The 18345-nt window shown below is 72.8% G+C and carries 19 protein-coding genes and 2 pseudogenes; 16 read left to right on the top strand and 5 right to left on the bottom strand.

The window, feature by feature from the left end:
- A pseudogene (locus AB0H81_RS35940) lies at positions 1-190 on the top strand (hypothetical protein); the annotation flags it as partial.
- Positions 191-380: 190 nt separating this feature from the next.
- On the opposite strand, the gene AB0H81_RS35945 reads toward AB0H81_RS35940, so the two are convergent.
- Together AB0H81_RS35945 and AB0H81_RS35950 are read right to left on the bottom strand one after the other, a co-directional pair.
- Positions 381-1667 carry an extracellular solute-binding protein gene (locus tag AB0H81_RS35945; protein ID WP_358384007.1) on the bottom strand — a complete coding sequence of 429 codons (1287 nt, stop codon included), beginning with the start codon at positions 1665-1667 and terminating at the stop codon, positions 381-383.
- Positions 1668-1796: 129 nt separating this feature from the next.
- Positions 1797-2669: an AraC family transcriptional regulator gene (locus tag AB0H81_RS35950; protein ID WP_358384010.1), complete on the bottom strand. Its 873-nt coding sequence runs from the start codon at positions 2667-2669 to the stop codon at positions 1797-1799.
- Between the two features lie 117 nt (positions 2670-2786).
- On the opposite strand from AB0H81_RS35950, the gene AB0H81_RS35955 reads away from it, so the two are divergent.
- Positions 2787-3563, top strand: a complete 777-nt coding sequence (locus AB0H81_RS35955) for a phytanoyl-CoA dioxygenase family protein (RefSeq protein WP_358384013.1) — start codon at positions 2787-2789, stop codon at positions 3561-3563.
- A 104-nt stretch (positions 3564-3667) separates the two neighbouring features.
- Complete coding sequence (locus tag AB0H81_RS35960; protein WP_358384015.1) at positions 3668-4342, top strand: CAP domain-containing protein; 675 nt, start codon at positions 3668-3670, stop codon at positions 4340-4342.
- Between the two features lie 9 nt (positions 4343-4351).
- On the opposite strand, the gene AB0H81_RS35965 is transcribed toward AB0H81_RS35960, so the two are convergent.
- Positions 4352-4927 carry an isochorismatase family protein gene (locus AB0H81_RS35965; protein ID WP_358384018.1) on the bottom strand — a complete coding sequence of 192 codons (576 nt, stop codon included), beginning with the start codon at positions 4925-4927 and terminating at the stop codon, positions 4352-4354.
- Positions 4924-6414, bottom strand: a complete 1491-nt coding sequence (locus AB0H81_RS35970; protein ID WP_358384021.1) for a cytosine permease — start codon at positions 6412-6414, stop codon at positions 4924-4926. The genes AB0H81_RS35965 and AB0H81_RS35970 overlap by 4 nt, the downstream gene beginning before the upstream one ends.
- A gap of 161 nt (positions 6415-6575) precedes the next feature.
- On the opposite strand from AB0H81_RS35970, the gene AB0H81_RS35975 reads away from it, so the two are divergent.
- The 13 genes from AB0H81_RS35975 (at position 6576) to hypE (ending at position 17573) form a co-directional block, all read left to right on the top strand.
- Positions 6576-7100 carry a hypothetical protein gene (locus AB0H81_RS35975; RefSeq protein WP_358384023.1) on the top strand — a complete coding sequence of 175 codons (525 nt, stop codon included), beginning with the start codon at positions 6576-6578 and terminating at the stop codon, positions 7098-7100.
- A gap of 145 nt (positions 7101-7245) precedes the next feature.
- Positions 7246-8289 (top strand): hydrogenase expression protein HypE, encoded by a 1044-nt coding sequence (locus AB0H81_RS35980; protein WP_358384025.1) that lies wholly within the window; start codon positions 7246-7248, stop codon positions 8287-8289.
- 16 nt (positions 8290-8305) lie between these two features.
- A complete protein-coding gene (locus tag AB0H81_RS35985) occupies positions 8306-10099 on the top strand; it encodes a nickel-dependent hydrogenase large subunit (protein ID WP_358384028.1) in 1794 nt (597 codons plus the stop codon).
- A 6-nt stretch (positions 10100-10105) separates the two neighbouring features.
- Positions 10106-10633 carry a NifU family protein gene (locus tag AB0H81_RS35990; RefSeq protein WP_358384030.1) on the top strand — a complete coding sequence of 176 codons (528 nt, stop codon included), beginning with the start codon at positions 10106-10108 and terminating at the stop codon, positions 10631-10633.
- 10 nt (positions 10634-10643) lie between these two features.
- Positions 10644-11468 carry a DUF5947 family protein gene (locus AB0H81_RS35995; RefSeq protein ID WP_358384032.1) on the top strand — a complete coding sequence of 275 codons (825 nt, stop codon included), beginning with the start codon at positions 10644-10646 and terminating at the stop codon, positions 11466-11468.
- A complete protein-coding gene (locus AB0H81_RS36000; protein WP_358384034.1) occupies positions 11465-11689 on the top strand; it encodes a hypothetical protein in 225 nt (74 codons plus the stop codon). Before AB0H81_RS35995 ends, AB0H81_RS36000 begins: the two co-directional genes overlap by 4 nt.
- Positions 11690-11700: 11 nt before the next feature.
- A complete protein-coding gene (locus tag AB0H81_RS36005) occupies positions 11701-12411 on the top strand; it encodes a DUF6084 family protein (RefSeq protein WP_358384036.1) in 711 nt (236 codons plus the stop codon).
- A complete protein-coding gene (locus AB0H81_RS36010; RefSeq protein WP_358384038.1) occupies positions 12398-13432 on the top strand; it encodes a hypothetical protein in 1035 nt (344 codons plus the stop codon). Before AB0H81_RS36005 ends, AB0H81_RS36010 begins: the two co-directional genes overlap by 14 nt.
- The gene (locus tag AB0H81_RS36015) at positions 13429-14508 is read left to right on the top strand and encodes a hydrogenase maturation protease (protein ID WP_358384041.1); all 1080 of its coding nucleotides are present in this window, start codon (positions 13429-13431) and stop codon (positions 14506-14508) included. The genes AB0H81_RS36010 and AB0H81_RS36015 overlap by 4 nt, the downstream gene beginning before the upstream one ends.
- A gap of 110 nt (positions 14509-14618) precedes the next feature.
- A complete protein-coding gene (locus AB0H81_RS36020) occupies positions 14619-14984 on the top strand; it encodes a hydrogenase maturation nickel metallochaperone HypA (protein WP_358384044.1) in 366 nt (121 codons plus the stop codon).
- On the top strand, positions 14962-15234 hold the full coding sequence (locus AB0H81_RS36025) for a HypC/HybG/HupF family hydrogenase formation chaperone (RefSeq protein WP_358384046.1): 273 nt from the start codon (positions 14962-14964) through the stop codon (positions 15232-15234). The genes AB0H81_RS36020 and AB0H81_RS36025 overlap by 23 nt, the downstream gene beginning before the upstream one ends.
- Positions 15235-15243: 9 nt before the next feature.
- Entirely contained in the window at positions 15244-16371 is a 1128-nt protein-coding gene (gene hypD, locus AB0H81_RS36030; RefSeq protein ID WP_358384049.1) for a hydrogenase formation protein HypD, read from the top strand.
- On the top strand, positions 16368-17573 hold the full coding sequence (hypE, locus tag AB0H81_RS36035; RefSeq protein ID WP_358384052.1) for a hydrogenase expression/formation protein HypE: 1206 nt from the start codon (positions 16368-16370) through the stop codon (positions 17571-17573). The genes hypD and hypE overlap by 4 nt, the downstream gene beginning before the upstream one ends.
- Positions 17574-17886: 313 nt before the next feature.
- Here the strand turns inward: hypE and AB0H81_RS36040 are convergent.
- Positions 17887-18345 (bottom strand): annotated as a pseudogene (locus tag AB0H81_RS36040) (carbamoyltransferase HypF); the annotation flags it as partial.

Raw genomic sequence — 18345 nt, forward strand, 5'->3', positions numbered from 1 at the left:
CGCCGTCGCCGGGGGCCTGGGCGTGGCGCTCTGGCACACGCTCGGGATGTTCACGGCCGCCGGCGTGGTGGCGGTGCTCGTCTACGAGGTGGCGGGGCTGGCCGTCCTGCGGCGCGCGTGGTTCAACGTGGACCGCATGTGGGCGGCGGCCCTGGTCGGAGCGGGAATCGTCACCCTGCTCCGCGTCTGAGACTCCGCGCCGAGCCCGGTCCGCCGGACGCCCGCGCCTGGCGGGTCAGGCGTCGATGCCCTTGCGGAGCAGGCGCCACACGGTGCCCGCGCTCCGGGCCCGCGCGAGCACGTCCGCGAGCGCGGCGGCCACGCGGTCGCGCACCGTCTCGATGGTCGCCGCGCATCCGGCCGGCACCGGCGTGGGGGACTCAGCTCCCCGGCCGGTGCGTGCTCCAGTACTCGTCGGCGGCGCGCTGGATGTCCTCGAGGATCTTCGGGTAGCCGTCCGGCTTGACGACGAACGCGCCGAAGCCGTCCAGCGCGGCGGTGAGCACGGGCGGCGGCGCGGCCTCGAAGTAGCGGTTGACCAGGCGGTACGTCCCGCTGCCCGCGGCCTTGCCGACCTCGGCGATCGCCTGGTCGGTGACGGCGACCTTGGGGTTGGCCGAGACGTCGCCCCGGGCGGTGGCCCACTTCTCCTGCGCGGCGGGCGTCACCCACCACTTCAGGAACTTCTCGCTGGCCTGCGGGTCGGGCGCCTTGGCCAGCGAGCACAGCGGCCCGCTCTCGAAGATCATCGAGGTTTTGGGCAGGGCGGGGTTGACGTTCGGGATCGTGAAGAAGCCGTAGTCGGCGCCCGCCTTCATGCTGCGCTGCGTCATGCTCGTGTTGAACCACGTGCCGAGCGACACCATCGCGGTCTTGCCGGTCTTGAGGACGTCAGCCGGGTCGGTCTTGTCGCCCGGGTTGTTGAAGTAGCCGGCGTCGATCATCGACTTCCACCGCTTCATCACCTCGACCACGCCCGGATCGGTGTACTTGGCCTGGCCGGTGGACAGGCGGTCGTACAGGTCGGGGTCGGTGCCGGCGAGGAGCTGCTCGAACCAGACGAAGGAGAACAGCACCGAGGTGTGGTAGAAAGCGGTCACGCCGTTCTTCTTCAGCGTGCCGGCGATCCCGATGAGCTCGTCCCAGGTCGCGGGCGGCTTCAGGCCGTACGTGTCGAAGACCTTCTTGTTGTAGAACATGCCCCAGTACGCGGCGTTGAGCGGCACGCAGTACTGCTTGCCGCCCACGGTGTAGTACTTCGCCAGGTCGGCCGAGAGGTCGCCGTTCTCGACGGCCTCCTGCCAGAGCGCGGTCGTGTCCGCCACCTGCCGCTGGGCGACGATCTCGGTCAGCCGGCCGCCGGTCGTCCAGGTGAACAGGTCGGGTTTCACATCGGTGCGGAACGACGCCTTGATGAACGCCTGGTAGGTCGGCTCGTCGGTGTAGCCGACCGGCTTCATCGACAGCCCGATCTGCTGCTGGGACAGGGCGCCCATCTGCTCGAAGTACGTGCTCCAGGCGCCTTTGTCGTTGTAGAGCCTGAGCTCCGTCTCCCCGCCCCCCTGGGGGGGGCCGCCGCCGGAGGTGCCGGAGGAGCAGGCGGCGAGGGCCAGGGAGAGGGCGGCGGCGCAGAGGGCGGCCGTGCGCGGGGAATGCGACCGGATCATGCCCGGCCTCCTGTTCGATCGTGGGGGGCTGAACTTCGATCGTGGGAGCGGATCGGATGCCGAGAGGGCGTGTCAGGCGCGCGCGTGCCGGTTCACGGAAGGACTTTCGCCGAAGTGAAAGTCATATAATCACTTGATGTCTGGAGTGTCCAGAGCCGCGGGGACCACCGCCCGCCGCGTGGCCTCCCGGTAGTCGCGGGGCGCCATGCCGTACGTCTCGCGGAAGAGCCGGCCGAAGTACGACTGGCCGGAGAAGCCGCAGCGCTGGGCGATGCGCCCGATGCCCTCCGTCGTCGTGGTCAGCAGCAGCGCGGCGTGCTCCAGCCGGCGCCGGACGACGAACGCGACGGGTGTGCAACCGTAGTGGGCGCGCATCGAGCGGGCCAGGTGCCCGGGGCTGACGGCGGCCGTCTCCAGGAGCCGGGGCAGCCCCTCGCGCAGGTTGTCCTCGCGGCTCATCGCGACGCACGCCGCCACCAGCCAGCCCGGCCGCCGGTCCACGGCTCCGCCGGCGGCCCGCTCCAGGAGGGGGACGACCACCGTCCAGAGCCGCACCAGGTCGAGCACGCGGGGGGTGCCGGAGTAGGCGGCCAGCACGCGGGCGAACTCCGCCGCGACCGGCCCGTCGGGGTCCGCCGCCGCGGCCAGGGGCAGGGCGAGCCGGTCCCAGTCCGCCGTGCCCGCCAGCCCGGCCAGGTCGGCGAAGGCGCGCCAGCGTTCGCTGGGAAAGGCGATGTTGACGAAGCGCATCCCGCCGGTGGCGGTCCCCGCGAACTCGTGGCGGTCGTGCGGCCTGACGAGCACCACGTCGCCGGCGCGCAGCGGCATCTCGCTGTCGCCGACCCGCTGCACGCCGGCGCCCGCGGTCACGAAGACCAGCTCGTGGAAGTCGGCGTGGCTGTGCGGCTCCGGCCGGTCGCGGCGGCCACCGGTGACCGGCACCAGCGCCGCGTGGTACGGCAGCCCGACCGCGAACTCGACCCACCGCAGAATGGTCGGCATGTCAGGAAATTAATAGTTGTGGAGAGGTGAGTACTAGTAACTCCCGGCAGGAAGGCCGAAGAATCCGGATCGACGCCTTCTCTCCCGGTCCCCCGCAGCAAGGAGCGCATCGTGATCATGGACGCCGATCGGATCCTCGAGGAGTACGACCGCGACGGCTACACGATCTTCCGTGACGTCATCGACCCGGAGCTGATCGCCGAGGCGAGCGACCACGTCGCCTGGCTCCAGGCCAAACACCCCGACCGGCTCGGCGAGGACCTGGCCACCGAGCTGGTGGCCGGAGACCCGTTCTGGGTGCGGCTGGTCGGCGACGACCGCCTCCTGGACATCGCCGAGCTGTTCGTCGGCCCCGACATCGCCCTGTTCGCCTCGCACTACATCAGCAAGCCTCCCCTGTCCGGCATGCCGGTCCTGTGGCATCAGGACGGGGCGTACTGGCCGCTGGAGCCGATGCGCGTCGTCACGCTGTGGCTGGCCGTGGACGAGTCCACGCCGGAGAACGGCTGCGTGCGCGTGGTCCCCGGCTCGCACAAGGAGGAGCTGTACGCGCTGCGGGAACGCGACGACGTGGACAACGTGCTCGGCTCGGAGAGCGCGGTGACGGTGGACGAGTCGCGGGCGGTGGACCTGGTGCTGTCGCCGGGCGACGTGGAGGTGCACCACCCGAACATCCTGCACGGCTCCAACGCCAACACCTCCCCCAGGCGCCGGTGCGGCCTGACCATCCGCTACATCCCGACCTCGACCAGGATCACGAGCGAGCAGCAGCCGTTCGTCTCCGCGCTGCTCCTGCGCGGGCGGCCCGGCGTGAACGTCTACCAGCCGTTCCCGGCGTACGTGGAGGGCGAGCACATGCCCTTCCGCGGGGCGGCCTCGCGTACGGGCGTCTGAAGAGGTACGGGCGTCTGAGTAGGGAGGGACTACTCATGCGCGCCGGCCCGCCGTCGCGCACCGTCTGAGGGGAAGCGAGGTCCGACTGCGAGGAGCGCATCCCCATGATCCCCACGGTTACGAGAAGGCTCGCCGCGGTGGCGGCCACGTCCGCCCTGGCGCTGGCCGCCCTGCTGCCCTCCGCCCCCGCGCACGCGACGTCCCACGTGACACGGGCGGCGGGGGCGGCCTGCGCGTTCACCGACGACACCGTCAGGACGCCGCAGTGGTATCGCAGCCACAACCCCGACTGGAGCAACAGCCGGGTCCAGGCGGCCGTCACGCTGAACGAGGCGTTCGCCACCAGCGCGGTGCGCTGCCTGGTCAACGCCGAGCGCACGGCGCGCGGCCTGCCCGCCCTGCGGGAGACGCTGCGGCTGTTCAACGCGGCCGACGCCCACACCAAGGCCGCCAAGCAGATCAAGTGGTGGGTGGACGGGGCGAACTTCCACGTCAACCCGCGCACCGGGAGCGGCCCCGGCGAGCGCGTGAGGGCGGCCGGGTACTGCCCGTCGGGCACCTGGCAGGTGCTGGAGAACGTCTACCAGGGCTGGGGGACGGGCGGCGCGACGCCGAAGGCGGCGGTGACCTGGTGGATGGGCAGCCCGTCGCATCGGGCCGCCATCCTCAACGCGCAGATGGCCGAGACGGGCATCTCGGTGCGGCACGGCACGGCGCGGCCGGGCGTCACCTCCGACCACGCGCTCGTGGTGACCCAGGTGTTCGGTTCCTGCCGGTGATGACCGTTCCTAGGGATGCCCGGCGAGGATCTGGGACACGGTGAGGACCCGGATCAGCGGCTCGTACAACCGCATGAGGTCCAGGGCCCGCGCGTGGCTCGCGTCGTCCGCGCCGGCGCACGCGTCGGCGGCGACGACCACCTCGACGCCGGCGTCGGCGGCGGCCAGCGCCGTGGAGATCACGCAGCAGTCGGTGGACACCCCCGCCAGGATGAGCCGGCCGTCCTGGCCGACCCGGGCGGCCAGCTCGGGCGTCCACTTGCCGAACGTCGTGGCGTCCAGCGTCGGCCCGGCGTCGGCGGCGAAGGCGTCGACGAGCCCGTACGCGCGGGAGCCGGGGGGTTGCAGGGCGAACGGCCAGCGCTCGTAGTAGTCGGCCCAGGCTCCGGCCGGGGTCTCGGGCGCGACGAAACGGGTGAACGTGACCCGGGGGGCGAAGGCCCGTACCAGCCGCCTGATCGGCTCGACGGTCTCGGCGAAGCGCGGGGCGAACCAGTCGCTGTCCGGTTCGCCGAAGACGCGCTGCATGTCGATGACCGCGAGCCACGGCTCCCGGTCGCGGAACGCGGGCGCTCCGGCCATCATGCCCGGGCCTCCTCGGCGGTGCCGGGCGAGGCCGGGGCGCTCTCCTGGGCGCGTACCCGGGACCGGCCGAGCACGAGGGTGGCGGCGAAGGAGACCGCCAGCGCGGCCAGCACGCCCAGGTTGGCGTAGGCCCAGTCGCCCTGCCGGCCGCCCAGCCCGAGGGGGCCGAGCAGGTAGCCCTGCCAGGCCAGCCACTGCTCGGTGCCGTTGGTGACCAGGCCCCAGCCGACGAGGGTGGCGGCGACGACGATCGCGATGGGCAGCAGCGGCACGTCGCCGTACCGGCCTGACGGGCGGTACAGGTCGGCCTCGTCGTAGTCGCGGCGGCGCAGCGCCAGGTCGGCCAGCATGACGCCGCACCAGGCGGCGATCGGGATGCCGAGCGTGATGAGGAACGCCATGAACGGGGTGAGGAAGTCGTCGGCGACGAACACGATGTACACGGTGCCCGCGACCATCAGCGCGCCGTCGATCAGCGCGGCGACGTAGCGCGGCGCCCGCAGGCCGGCCGCGAGCAGCGCGAGGCCGGAGGAGTAGATGTCGAGCACCGCGCCGCCGACCAGGCCCAGCACCGCCACCACCGCGAACGGGATGAGGAACCACGTGGGCAGGACCGTGGTCAGCGCCCCGATCGGGTCGCCGGCGACGGCCTTGTCGAGGTCCGGGGACGAGCCGGCCAGCAGCAGGCCGAACACGAGCAGCACGAGCGGCGCCAGCGACCCGCCGAACGTCGTCCAGCCCACCACGCCCGCGCTCGACGAGCGGCGCGGCAGGTAGCGGGAGTAGTCGGCGGCGGCGTTGACCCAGCCCAGCCCGAACCCGGTCACCATGAACACGAGGGTGCCGACGAAGCTCTGCGCCGGGCCCGAGGGAATCGCCCGCACCGCGTCCCAGTGGATCTCGGGCAGCACGAGGACGGCGTACATCACGGTCAGCACGCCGGTCACCACGGTGATGACGGTCTGCAGGCGCATGATGACGTCGAAGCCCATGACGCCGGCGGCGATGACCAGCGCGGTCACCACGACGAGCGCGATCACCTTGGTGGAGGTGCCGCCGCCCCAGCCGAGGCGCTCGAAGACGGTCGCGGCGGCCAGCGTGGCCAGGGCGGTGAGCGCCGTCTCCCAGCCGACCGTGAGCATCCAGGAGATCGCCGAGGGCAGCCGGTTGCCGCGCACGCCGAACGCCGCCCGGCTCAGCACCATCGTCGGCGCCGAGCCGCGCTTGCCCGCCACGGCGACGAACCCGCACAGCAGGAAGGAGAAGACGATGCCGACGGCGCCCGCCACGAGGGCCTGCCAGAACGAGACCCCGAAGCCGAGCGCGAAGGAGCCGTAACTCAGCCCGAGGACCGAGACGTTGGCCCCGAACCAGGGCCAGAAGAGCTGGCGCGGGCGTCCCTTGCGGTCGGCGTCGCCGATCACGTCGAGCCCGTGCGTCTCCACCTTGAGCCGCCCGCCGGGCCGTACGTTCTGCGTGTCGTCCATGTGACCTGCCTGTCTCGATCCTTCCAGCCGAACGTAGGGGCCGGTTTCGGACGGCGTCAATGGTGATATTCCTCCCGCTCCCGGAATGGACCGTGGACAGCACCTCGTTGGATAGTTACGCTATCCATAAATCAGATAGCGTAACTATCTAAAGGAGTCCCATGTTCGGCCTCGTCATCCTGCTCCTGGCCACCACGGCCGGTCTGCGCGGACTGGGCGCGCTCGGCGTGCGCCGGTTCGCGAGCTGGCCCGTCAGCGGCGCGCACCCCCTCGCGTTGCTGCTGGTCGTCACCGCGAGCGCCCACTTCGCACCGGCGGGGGTCACGGTCATGCCCACCCACGCCGACCTGGTCGCGATGGTGCCGCCGTTCGTCCCGTTCCCGAGCCTCATGGTGTACGCGACGGGGGTCCTGGAGCTGCTCGGCGCCGCCGGACTGGTCGTGGCTGCGACGCGCCGGGCGGCGGGTGTCGCCCTCGCGCTGCTCTTCGTGCTGCTGCTCCCGGCCAACGTGTACGCGGCGCTGGCCGGCGTGCCGTTCCAGGGCGGCCCCGCGACGCCGCTCTGGGTGCGCATCCCCGAGCAGATCCTCTACATCGCCGTCGCGCTCTGGGCGGCCCGTTCGGCCGACGGCCCCCTGCTCCCCCGCCGGACCAGGATCGCGCCGGTCGCCACCACCCGCGGGTAGCGCACCGTCACGTCCGACGGAGCCGTACGAGCCGGTTCGCGATCGGTGTCATGGTTTGCCACGCCCCCGCACGCGGTACAGCACTACAGACAGTGACCATACGGACACTGATCGGTGACGCCAGGCCGACAGGGGGCTCGGGGCCATGACCACAACCGAACCGGACGCCGCGGTGGACGAGGTGCACATCCTGTGGACCTCCGAGGGCATGAGCTGCGACGGCGACACCGTGTCGATCACGGCCGCCTCGCTGCCGAGCATCGAGGACGTCCTCCTCGGGCTCGTACCGGGACTGCCCAAGGTCCACCTGCACAACAAGGTGCTGGCCCCGGAGACCGGCAGCGCGTTCATGGCCGCCTTCCACGAGGCCGCCGCCGGCCGGCTCGGGCCGTACATCTTCGTCGTGGAGGGCTCCATCCCGAACGAGAAGATCAACGGCGACGGCTACTGGACGTCCATGGGCAACGACCCGGCCACCGGGCAGCCCATCACGGTCAACCAGTGGATCGACCGGCTCGCCCCGGGGGCGTGGGCCGTGGTCGCCATCGGCACGTGCGCCACCTACGGCGGCATCCACGCCATGGCGGGCAACCCGACCGGGTGCATGGGGCTGGGCGACTACCTGGGCGCGGACTTCCGCTCCGCGGGCGGCCTGCCCATCGTCAACGTGCCGGGCTGCCCGGTGCAGCCGGACAACTTCATGGAGACCCTGACCTGGCTGCTGTACCAGGCGGCGGGGCTCGCGCCGATGATCCCGCTCGACCGGCAGCTCCGGCCGACGTGGCTGTTCGGCAAGACGGTCCACGAGGGCTGCGACCGGGCGGGCTACTACGAGCAGGGCGACTTCGCCCGCGACTACAACTCGCCCAAGTGCCAGGTCAAGATCGGCTGCTGGGGGCCGGTCGTCAACTGCAACGTCACCAAGCGCGGCTGGATGGACGGGATCGGCGGCTGCCCCAACGTGGGCGGCATCTGCATCGGCTGCACGATGCCCGGCTTCCCGGACAAGTTCATGCCGTTCATGGACCAGCCGCCCGGCGCGTCCGTCTCCGCCGGAACGGCCGGCGTCTACGGCGGGATGATCCGCCGGCTGCGGGCCATCACCAACAAGACGGTCAACAAAGAGCCGAAGTGGCGTCACAACGAGGACAAGCTGACCAGCGGGTACGACCCCCGGTGGCGGGGCTAGAAGGGGGATCGTCGAGGTGACGACCAAGGCAGAGCAGGCCCAGGAGACCCGCCAGCTGGTGGACATGTCATGGGACCCGATCACCAGGATCATCGGCAACCTGGGCATCTACACCAAGATCGACTTTGAGAACCGGCAGGTCGTGGAGTGCAAGAGCACCTCGTCCCTGTTCCGCGGCTACAGCGTGTTCATGAAGGGCAAGGACCCGCGCGACGCGCACTTCATCACCAGCCGCATCTGCGGCATCTGCGGTGACAACCACGCGGTCTGCTCGGTCTACGCGCAGAACATGGCGTACGGCATCAAGCCCCCGCCGCTCGCCGACTGGATCATCAACCTCGGCGAGGCCGCCGAGTACATGTTCGACCACACCCTGTTCCAGGACAACCTGGTTTTCGTCGACTACTGCGAGCAGATGGTCAAGGAGACCAACCCGAGCATGCTGCGGCGCGCCGAGACCACCGAGGCGCCCCGCGGCCACCTCCACGGCTACCGGACCATCGCCGACATCATGCGCGCCTTCAACCCGTTCACCGGCGCTATGTACAAGGAGGCGCTGCAGGTCAGCCGGCTCACCCGGGAGATGTGCTGCCTCATGGAGGGCCGGCACGTCCACCCGTCGACCATCTACCCGGGCGGCGTCGGCACGGTCGCCACGCCCCAGGTGTTCACCGACTACCTGGTGCGGCTGGTGCGGGCGCTCGACTTCGTCAAGCGGGCCGTCCCGATGAACGACGACGTCTTCGACTTCTTCTACCAGGCGCTGCCCGGCTACGAGGAGGTCGGCCGGCGGCGGGTCCTGCTCGGCTGCTGGGGCGCCTTCCAGGAGCCGAACGTCTGCGACTACGACTACCGGCACATGGAGGAGTGGGGCCGGGCCATGTTCGTCACGCCCGGCATCGTGGTGGACGGCGAGCTGATCACCACGAGCCTCGTCGACATCAACCTCGGCATCCGTATCCTGCTCGGCAGCTCGTACTACGACGACTGGCAGAACGAGGAGAAGTTCGTCACGCACGACCCCCTCGGCAACCCCGTGGACCAGCGCCACCCGTGGAACCAGACGACCCTGCCCAAGCCGCAGAAACGCGACCTGGAGCGCGGCAACTACAGCTGGGTGATGAGCCCCCGCTGGTACGACCGGCGCACCGGCGACCACCTGGCGCTCGACACCGGCGGCGGGCCGCTGGCCCGGCTGTGGACCACGGCGCTGGCCGGGCTGGTCGACGAGGGCGGCGTCCGCGCCACCGGGCACAGCGTCGAGATCAACCTGCCCAAGTCCGGCTCCATGCCGGAGATGCGGCTGGAGTGGCACGTGCCGAAGTGGGCCAACACGATCGAGCGCAACCGGGCCCGCATGTACTTCGTCGCCTACGCCGCCGCGCTGGCCTTCCACTTCGTCGACCAGGCCCTCAACGAGGTCAGGGCCGGGCGCACCAAGGTCTTCACCGACTTCGACGTGCCGGACGAGGCGATCGGCTGCGGCTTCCACGAGGCCGTGCGGGGCGTCCTGTCGCACCACATGGTCATCCGGAACGGGAAGATCGCCAACTACCACCCGTACCCGCCCACGCCGTGGAACGCCAGCCCGCGCGACATCTACGGCACTCCGGGGCCGTACGAGGACGCGGTGCAGGGCCTGCCCATCTTCGAGGAGAACGGCCCCGAGAACTTCAAGGGCATCGACATCATGCGGACCGTCCGCAGCTTCGACCCGTGCCTGCCGTGCGGCGTGCACATGTACGTCGGCGGCGGCAAGGTGCTGCGGCAGGTCCACTCCCCCACCCTCGGCACGAGCGTCACGGGCTGAGCCGCGATGGACGACCACGAGGTGACCGAGCGGGTGCGCCGCGTCGAGGAACTGCTCGAGAGCGGGACCGACCCGCGGGCCGTCGAGCTCGCCGAGGCGCTGCTCGACCTGTACGGCGAGGCGCTCGCGCGGGTGATGGCCGTGGCCGCGGCGGCCGGCGGCGGCCTGCCGGAGCGGATCGCCGCCGACGACCTGGTCGCGCATCTGCTCCTGCTGCACGGCCTGCACCCGCTGGACGCGCCCACCCGCATCCGCCACGCGCTGGAGGGGGCCCGGGACCGGCTCGGCGGCGCGGAGGCGGAGATCGTCTCGGTCGAGGACGACCTGGTGCGGCTGCGGCTGCGCCCGGCTCCCCGGGCGAAGGGCGGATGCGGCTCCACGGCGGCGCGGGCGCGCTCGGCCGTGGAGCAGGCGGTGCGGGACGCGGCGCCCGAGTTCGAGCGGGTGCTGGTCGAGGAGGAGCCCCCGGCCGCGCCCGAGCCCGTGGTGATCCCCGTGGAGAGCCTGCTGCGGGCGCCGGGGACGCGGGCGTGAGGTGGCCGCGATGAGCGCTCCGACCGGCGGGCCCCGGCCCCGGACCGGAGCCGCGCCGCGGGTCTCGGGGAGCGCGCTGCGCCGGCTCATCACCCGCGCGGGCGCCGCCCCGTCGCGGCCCTCGCCCTCTCAGCGCGCGGAGATCGCCGGGGTGGGGGCCGCCGCCGGGGTGGGGATCGCCGGCGGGGAGATCGCCGGGGTGGGGGTCGTGGAAGCGCCGGAGTCGCGCGAGTGGTGCGAGCTGTGCGCCACGCCTCTCGACGGGCCGCACCGGCACCTGCTCGATCTGGCGGCCCGCGAGCTGCGGTGCGCCTGCCGTGCCTGCTCCGTGCTGTTCGACCGGTCCGATCCCGGGGAGGGGGAGCCCGGCGGCGGGCGCTACCTGCTGGTGCCGGACCGCCGGTGGCTCCTCGACGGCTTCGTCCTGGACGACGACACGTGGGCCGAGCTGGGCATCCCGGTCCGGATGGCGTTCCTCTTCCACGACGCGGCGGCACGGCGCACCGCGCTGTTCTACCCGAGCCCCGGCGGCCCGGTGGAGTCGCCGCTGGAGCCGTCACTGTGGCGGCGGCTGGAGGAGGCCAACCCCGTGCTGCGGCGGCTGACGCCGGACGTCGAGGCCCTGCTCGTCAACCGGACCGGCGGCGCCGCGGAGCACTGGATCGTGCCGGTGGACGACTGCTACCGCCTGGTCGGCCTTCTCCGTACCCACTGGAAGGGGCTCGCCGGCGGCCCGCGGGTCTGGGACGCGGTCGGCGACTTCTTCACCGAGCTGCGCCGGAGGTCGACGACCCCGGCCGGACACCCGACGCACATCCGAGGGGGAGCGCGATGACCAGCACGAGCGAAACGCAGATCAGGACCGGACGGCCCCAGGTGCGCCCCGACACGCCTTCGCACGTCGGGGGCGTCAACGAGGGCAACTCCGTCGGCCACTACGAGAGCCAGGTCGGGCACCTGATCGACGGCCGCTCGACCGCCGCGCGCTCCACCGGCATCAACGCCGCGGACCGCGACCCCATCCTGCCCGGCATGCCGAACCTCTCCCCCGCCTAGCCGTGCCGGACATGACAGCGCCGCGAGGTCCGGCGGCCTCGCGGGACACGACGACGCCGCAGGACCCGGCGGCCGGCGGCGTCCCGGCCCTGCGCGTCACGGTCGAGGGCGTCCAGGCCGCCGAGTTCGCGGCCGTGCCGACGCTGGAGTTCGCGCTGCGCGTCTCCGGCGCGGACGGGGCGGAGGTGCGCTCGGTCGTCCTGGAGACGCAGCTCCGCATCGCGGTCACGCGCCGGAGCTACGACGAGGCGTCCCGTGAACGGCTCGCGGACCTGTTCGGGCCGCCCGAGCTCTGGGCACGCAGACCGGCCAGCCTGCTGTGGGCGCAGATCGTCACGCAGGTGCCGGCCTTCACCGGCGAGACGACCGCGCTGCTCCGGGTGCCCTGCACCTACGACTTCGACGTGGCCGCCGCCAAGTACCTCGACGGCGTGCGCGACGGCGAGATCCCGCTGGAGTTCCTCTTCAGCGGCACGGTGTTCTCCCTGGCCGGCGGCATGCTGCGGGCCACGAGGATCCCGTGGGACACCGAGGCCGGCTTCCGCATGCCGGCCGCCACCTGGCGGGACCTCATGGACCGCTACTTCCCGGGCGCGGCGTGGCTGCGGCTGGGCCGTGACACGTTCGACCGGCTGCACGCCTACCGGACCCGCAACGCCCTGCCGGGCTGGGACGACGTGGTCGAGTCGCTGCTCAAGGCGGGAGCCGATGGACGACGATGACGAGCAGCCGCCCCTGGACCAGGTGCGGCGGATCGCGCGGGCCGTGCTGTACGAGGGCTACCTGCTGTGGCCGTACCGGCAGTCGGCGCTGAAGAACCGGCACCGCTGGACGATCGGCGGCGTCCACCCCGAGCCCTACGGACGCGAGCACGACGGCCACCCGTGGCTCATGCGGACCCAGTGCCTCGTGGAGGCGGATCCCGGGGCGAGCGTGGACGTGCGGGTGCGGTTCCTGCACGTGGTGGTCCGCGAGCCGGCGCTGCTGCGGGACGGCGTGCCGGAGCCCGTGCCGGAGCTGGTCGCCGGGGGCGTGCGCGTGCTGCCCCGGGAGGAGGCGGTCGAGCGGGAGGCGGCGGCGTGCGGCCTGGCTCTGGAGGAGCTGGCGCGGCGGCCCGTCCGGACCGCGATCGAGGTGCCCGCCGGCCAGGAGACCGAGCCGCTGCCGGAGTGCGCCGGGGACGCGGCGGGCCCGGCGGGCGCGGTGGTGCGGCGCTGGGAGGGGCTGCGCGGGCACGTCGAGGTGACTGCGGAGCGGCTGGAGCCCGGCCTCTACCGGCTGACGGCCGACGTGGTCAACACGACCCCGTGGCCCGGCGGCACCCGTACCGACCTGATGCGGCGCACGCTGGTGTCGGCGCACAGCGCGCTGCACGCCCGGGACGGACGGTTCGTGTCGCTCATGGACCCGCCCGAGGAGCTGCGCGGGCACGCGGAGGGCTGCCGCAGCCTCGGCGCCTGGCCGGTCCTCATCGGCGAGGAGGGCGAGCGGCACACGATGCTGTCGGCGCCGATCATCCTGTACGACCACCCGCGCATCTCGCCGGAGAGCCCGGGCGACCTGTTCGACGCGACGGAGATCGACCAGCTCCTGACGCTGAGCGTGCTGGCGCTCAGCGAGGAGGAGAAGCGGGAGATCCGCGAGGGCGACCCGCGCGGCCGGGAGATCCTGGAGCGCTGCGACGGGCTCACGTCGGAGCAGCTCATGCGCCTGCACGGCGTCGTCCGCCCGGAGGCGACGTGAACGGCGGCCCGGGGGGCGGTGCAGCCCCGGACGGCGGCCTGGGCCATGGCCGGGACGGCGGCACGGACGGCGACGTGCGCGACAGCAGGGGCGGCGGCCCGGGCCATGGCCGGGACGGCGACGTGCGCGACGGCAGGGACGGCGCGACGCGGCCGGATCCGGGCGGTGACCGCATGCTGGGCATGGGGTTCTGGTCGCGGATGGAGCGGCGCGGCCCCGGCGTGGTGACGGTCGCCGGACGGGCCGTGCGCGCGGGCAGCCGGGTCCGGTTGCGCCCCTCCCCCCTGAAGCGGGCCGACATCATGGATCTGGTCCTGGACGGCCGGGTCGCCGTCGTCGAGTCCGTCGAGCAGGACGACGAGGGCGCCTTCCACGTCGCGGTCACGCTCGACGACGACCCGGGCCGCGACCTCGGCGAGGCGCGGATGCCCGGGCACCGCTTCTTCTACGCGGCCGACGAGATCGAGCCGCTGGACGAGCGGGCCGAGGCGGCCCCGCCCACGCGGATCCTGGTCGCGGGCATCGGCAACGTCTTCTTCGGCGACGACGGGTTCGGCGTCGAGGTGGTCCGCCGGCTCTCCGCGCTCCCGCGGCCGGGCGGCGTGGACGTGGTGGACTTCGGCATCCGCGGCATGGACCTGGCCTACGCCCTGCAGCGGGACTACGACCTCGCGATCCTCGTGGACGCCGCGCCCCGCGGCGAGGCGCCCGGCACGCTGACGGTCCTGGAGCCGGACCTGTCCGAAGGCGGCCCCGGCGGCGACACGGCCCGGGAGGCCGCGGAGGCGGAGGGCCCGCAGGTGGAGGGCCCGCAGGTGGAGGGGCACGGCATGGATCCGGTCAAGGTGCTCCGCCTGGCCGCGGAGCTCGGGCGGCTGCCCGGCCGGGTGGTCGTTGTGTGCTGCGAGCCCGCCGTCGCGCCGTCCGGCGAGGCGGACGAGGACGTGCTGGTGGAGCTGAGCGCGCCCGTGCGGGAGGCGGCCGGCCATGCCGTCCGTCTGGTGATGGACATGATTGCGGAAAACGCCGGGCCCGCTTCCCGGCCTCCGCATCCGGAAGGAGGTGACATGACATGAGAAAGAGACACCTTGCGGCACTGATCGCGATAGCCACGGTAAGCGCGGTCGTCGTCCGCCAATGGCCGGAAATTCACCGGTACATCACGATGAAACGGATGTAGTGCCGTATGCACGAGATCGGAATGTGCGAGGGCCTGGTCGAGCTGCTGGAGCAGCGGGCCGGGGGCAGGCGGATCAGCGGCGCGCGGGTGCGTGTGGGCGTCCGCCACGCGGTCGTCGGGGAAGCGTTCGACCAGGCCTTCACGCTCGCCTCGGCGGGTACCGCCGCGCAGGACGCCGCCGTCGATCTCGTCGTGACGCCCGTCACCGTCACCTGCCGGGCCTGCGGCGCCCGCTGCGAGTCGCTCGACGTGCTGGCGGTCTGCCCGCCCTGCGGCAGCGACGACGTGGACGTCACCGGCGGCGACGAGCTGGTGCTGGAGTCCATCACGTTCGGGGAGGAGCCGGCCGATGTGCCTGGGCATCCCCGGTGAGCTCGTCGCCGCCGACGAGGACAACGCCGACCTCGCGGTGGTGGACGTCGCGGGTGTGCGCCGCCGGATCAACGTCGGCCTGCTCGCCGAGGAGGACCTGAAGATCGGCGACTGGGTGCTGGTCCACGTGGGGTTCGCCCTGTCGAAGATCTCCGAGGAGGAGGCGCAGGCGGTGCTCGACTACCTGGAGGGCCTCGGCCCGGCCTACGACGACGAACTGGACGCGCTGCGCCAGTCGGACATCACGTGAGGGGGTCGCGTGCGGTTCGTCGATGAGTACCGCGACGCGGGCAGGGCGCGGGCGCTGGCCGCCGACATCGCCGCCCGGTGCGAGCCGGGCCGCCGGTACACGTTCATGGAGGTGTGCGGAGGGCACACCCACACGATCTACAAGCACGGGCTGGAGGACCTGCTGCCGGAGCAGGTCGTGCTCGTGCACGGCCCCGGCTGCCCGGTGTGCGTGATCCCGATGGGACGGGTCGACGACGCCATCCACATCGCGTCACAGCCCGACGTGATCATGACGTCGTTCGGCGACATGATGCGGGTGCCGGGCGGGACCGGGTCGTTCCTCGACGCCAAGGCCGCCGGCGCCGACATCCGCATGGTGTACTCGCCGCTGGACGCCCTCAAGATCGCCAGGGAGAACCCGGACCGGCGGGTCGTGTTCATGGCGATCGGGTTCGAGACCACCGCGCCGTCCACGGCGATGACCGTGCTGCGGGCCGCCGCCGAGGGCGTGCGCAACTTCTCGGTCTTTTGCAACCACGTCCTCATCATCCCGGCGATCAAGGCCATCCTGGACTCGCCCGACCTGCGGCTCGACGGCTTCATCGGCCCCGGCCACGTCTCGGCCGTGATCGGCTGCCGGCCGTACGACTTCATCGCCCGCGACTACGGCAAGCCGCTCGTCGTGGCGGGGTTCGAGCCGCTGGACATCCTGCAGTCCGTGCACATGCTGCTCGGTCAGCTCGCGGCGGGCCGCTCGGAGGTGGCCAACCAGTACGCGCGGGTGGTGCCCTGGGAGGGCAACCGCACGGCCATGGCCGTCATCGGGCAGGTGATGCGGATGCGGGCGCACTTCGAGTGGCGCGGGCTCGGCTTCATCTCGCACTCGGCGATGGCGCTGTCCGACGCGTACGCGGCCTTCGACGCCGAGCGGATCTTCGAGCTGCCCGGGCTGCGCGTGGCCGACCCGAAGGCGTGCCAGTGCGGCGAGGTGCTCAAGGGCGTGCTCAAGCCGTGGGAGTGCAAGGTGTTCGGGACGGCCTGCACGCCGGAGACGCCCATCGGCACGTGCATGGTGTCCTCCGAGGGCGCCTGCGCCGCGTACTACAACTTCGGCCGCTTCAGCCGTGAACGGGTGAGGGAGGCGACCCGCTCGTGACCGCCGAGACAGAGGGCTCGCTCGACGAGGACGCCCCGCCCACCGGAGCACCGCTCGACGAGGACGCGCAGCCCATCGACGCAGCGCTCGACGAGGACGCGCCGCCCGCTCCCGGGACGCCGCTGCGTGACCGTGAGCAGCAGGTGCTCGACCGGATCGCGCGGGCCAGGCGGCGCCGGCCGGTGGTCAGGGAGGAGCGGATCACGCTCGCCCACGGCTCGGGCGGCAAGGCCACGCAGACGCTCATCCAGGCGGTCTTCCTGGAGGCGTTCCGCAACCCGCGCCTCGCGCCCCTGGAGGACGGGGCGACGCTGCTGCTGGACGGCGCGCGGACCGCGTTCACCACCGACGCGTTCGTGGTGTCCCCGCTGTTCTTCCCCGGCGGCGACATCGGCGACCTCGCGGTCAACGGCACGGTCAACGACCTGGCGATGTGCGGGGCGCGCCCCGCGTACCTGTCGGCGGGCTTCATCCTGGAGGAGGGCTTCCCCGTCGCCGACCTGCGGCGGATCGCCGCGTCGATGGCGGCTGCGGCGGCCGCGGCCGGGGTGGAGATCGTCACCGGCGACACCAAGGTCGTCCAGCGGGGCAAGGCCGACGGCTGTTACGTCACGACCGCGGGCGTCGGGGTCCTGGAGCGGCCCGTGGAGCTGTCGGTCGCGCGGGCGCGGCCGGGTGACGCGGTCATCGTGTCCGGGCCGATCGGGGAGCACGGCGCCGCGATCATGCTGGCGCGCGGCGACTTCGGCATCGAGGCGCCGATCGTCTCCGACACGGCGCCGCTGCACGGGATCGTGGCCGCGCTGCTGGACGCCCTGCCGCCGGGAGGGGTGCGGGCGCTGCGCGACGCCACGCGCGGCGGGGTCGCCACCATCCTCAACGAGGTGGCCGGCGCCTCCGGCGTCTGCGTGGTGGCGGAGGAGGAGGCGCTGCCCGTGCGTCCCGAGGTGACCGGCGTGTGCGAGCTGCTCGGCATCGACCCGCTGTACGTGGCGTGCGAGGGCCGGTTCGTGGCGGTGGTGGACGGGGAGCACGCGGACCGCGCGGTCGAGGTGCTGCGTGGGCACCCGCTCGGCGCGGGGGCGGCGGTGATCGGCACGGTCCGGGACGACCCGCCCGGCCTGGTCCTGCTGCGCACCGCGTTCGGCGGCACGCGCATCGTGGACCTCCTCGTGGGCGACCCGCTCCCCCGCATCTGCTGACACGGACGGCGGGTCCCGCCCGCTGTCCCCGCGCCTGCTGAGGAATCCCGCGCAGGGTGCACCCGCTCTTGAGCGCGCGCCCCCATCAGGCAGCGCGCCCCATCAGGCGCCGCGTGTGGCGGGGGCCGGCGAGACGAGGCCGGTCAGGAGGAGAGGCGCGTGCGGGGTAAGGCCCGTCAAGGGTAAGACGCGTCAGGGGCGGGCCACGGGTCAGGGGTGAGGCCGGGTCAGCGCGGGAGGCGGGGTCAGTGCGGGAGGCGGGGCAGCGCGGAAGGCTGGGTCAGGGTGAGCCGGGGCAGCTCCGAAGGCGGGGTCAGGGGGCGGCGGCTGCCACGGCTGCCTGGCCGAGGCTGATCCCACCGTCGTTGCAGGGCACCCGGCGATGCGTCAGCACCCGGAACCCCCGGGCCCGCAGCCCGTCGGCCACGCCACCGAGCAGCAGCTCGTTGGCGAACACGCCGCCCGACAGCGCCACCGTCCCGATCCCGGCGGCCCGGGCGACCAGGCCGGCCGCCGTCACCACCGCCCCGGCCAGCCCGTGGTGGAACCGCGCCGCGATCACCGGGGACGGCACCCCGCGCCGCAGGTCGTCCACGACGGCCCGCACCAGGTCGGTGCTCCTGATCACCACGGGCGCGGCGGGCACCCCCTCGCCGCCTCCGGCCGGCACACGAGCGCCGACGGCTGGCGTCCCCCCGCCGCCCCCGACCGGCACGCGAGCGCCGACCGCAGGCGTCCCCCCACCACCCTCGATCGGCGCACGAGCGCCAGA

The organism is Nonomuraea sp. NPDC050691, from assembly GCF_040654455.1.
Classification (GTDB): domain Bacteria; phylum Actinomycetota; class Actinomycetes; order Streptosporangiales; family Streptosporangiaceae; genus Nonomuraea.

Coding starts and splice junctions, on each gene's coding strand:
- AB0H81_RS35945 (WP_358384007.1), bottom strand. CDS start 1,667: ATGATCCGGTCGCATTCCCCGCGCACGGCCGCCCTCTGCGCCGCCGCC.
- AB0H81_RS35950 (WP_358384010.1), bottom strand. CDS start 2,669: ATGCCGACCATTCTGCGGTGGGTCGAGTTCGCGGTCGGGCTGCCGTAC.
- AB0H81_RS35955 (WP_358384013.1), top strand. CDS start 2,787: ATGGACGCCGATCGGATCCTCGAGGAGTACGACCGCGACGGCTACACG.
- AB0H81_RS35960 (WP_358384015.1), top strand. CDS start 3,668: ATGATCCCCACGGTTACGAGAAGGCTCGCCGCGGTGGCGGCCACGTCC.
- AB0H81_RS35965 (WP_358384018.1), bottom strand. CDS start 4,927: ATGATGGCCGGAGCGCCCGCGTTCCGCGACCGGGAGCCGTGGCTCGCG.
- AB0H81_RS35970 (WP_358384021.1), bottom strand. CDS start 6,414: ATGGACGACACGCAGAACGTACGGCCCGGCGGGCGGCTCAAGGTGGAG.
- AB0H81_RS35975 (WP_358384023.1), top strand. CDS start 6,576: ATGTTCGGCCTCGTCATCCTGCTCCTGGCCACCACGGCCGGTCTGCGC.
- AB0H81_RS35980 (WP_358384025.1), top strand. CDS start 7,246: ATGACCACAACCGAACCGGACGCCGCGGTGGACGAGGTGCACATCCTG.
- AB0H81_RS35990 (WP_358384030.1), top strand. CDS start 10,106: ATGGACGACCACGAGGTGACCGAGCGGGTGCGCCGCGTCGAGGAACTG.
- AB0H81_RS35995 (WP_358384032.1), top strand. CDS start 10,644: ATGAGCGCTCCGACCGGCGGGCCCCGGCCCCGGACCGGAGCCGCGCCG.
- AB0H81_RS36000 (WP_358384034.1), top strand. CDS start 11,465: ATGACCAGCACGAGCGAAACGCAGATCAGGACCGGACGGCCCCAGGTG.
- AB0H81_RS36005 (WP_358384036.1), top strand. CDS start 11,701: ATGACAGCGCCGCGAGGTCCGGCGGCCTCGCGGGACACGACGACGCCG.
- AB0H81_RS36010 (WP_358384038.1), top strand. CDS start 12,398: ATGGACGACGATGACGAGCAGCCGCCCCTGGACCAGGTGCGGCGGATC.
- AB0H81_RS36020 (WP_358384044.1), top strand. CDS start 14,619: ATGCACGAGATCGGAATGTGCGAGGGCCTGGTCGAGCTGCTGGAGCAG.
- AB0H81_RS36025 (WP_358384046.1), top strand. CDS start 14,962: ATGTGCCTGGGCATCCCCGGTGAGCTCGTCGCCGCCGACGAGGACAAC.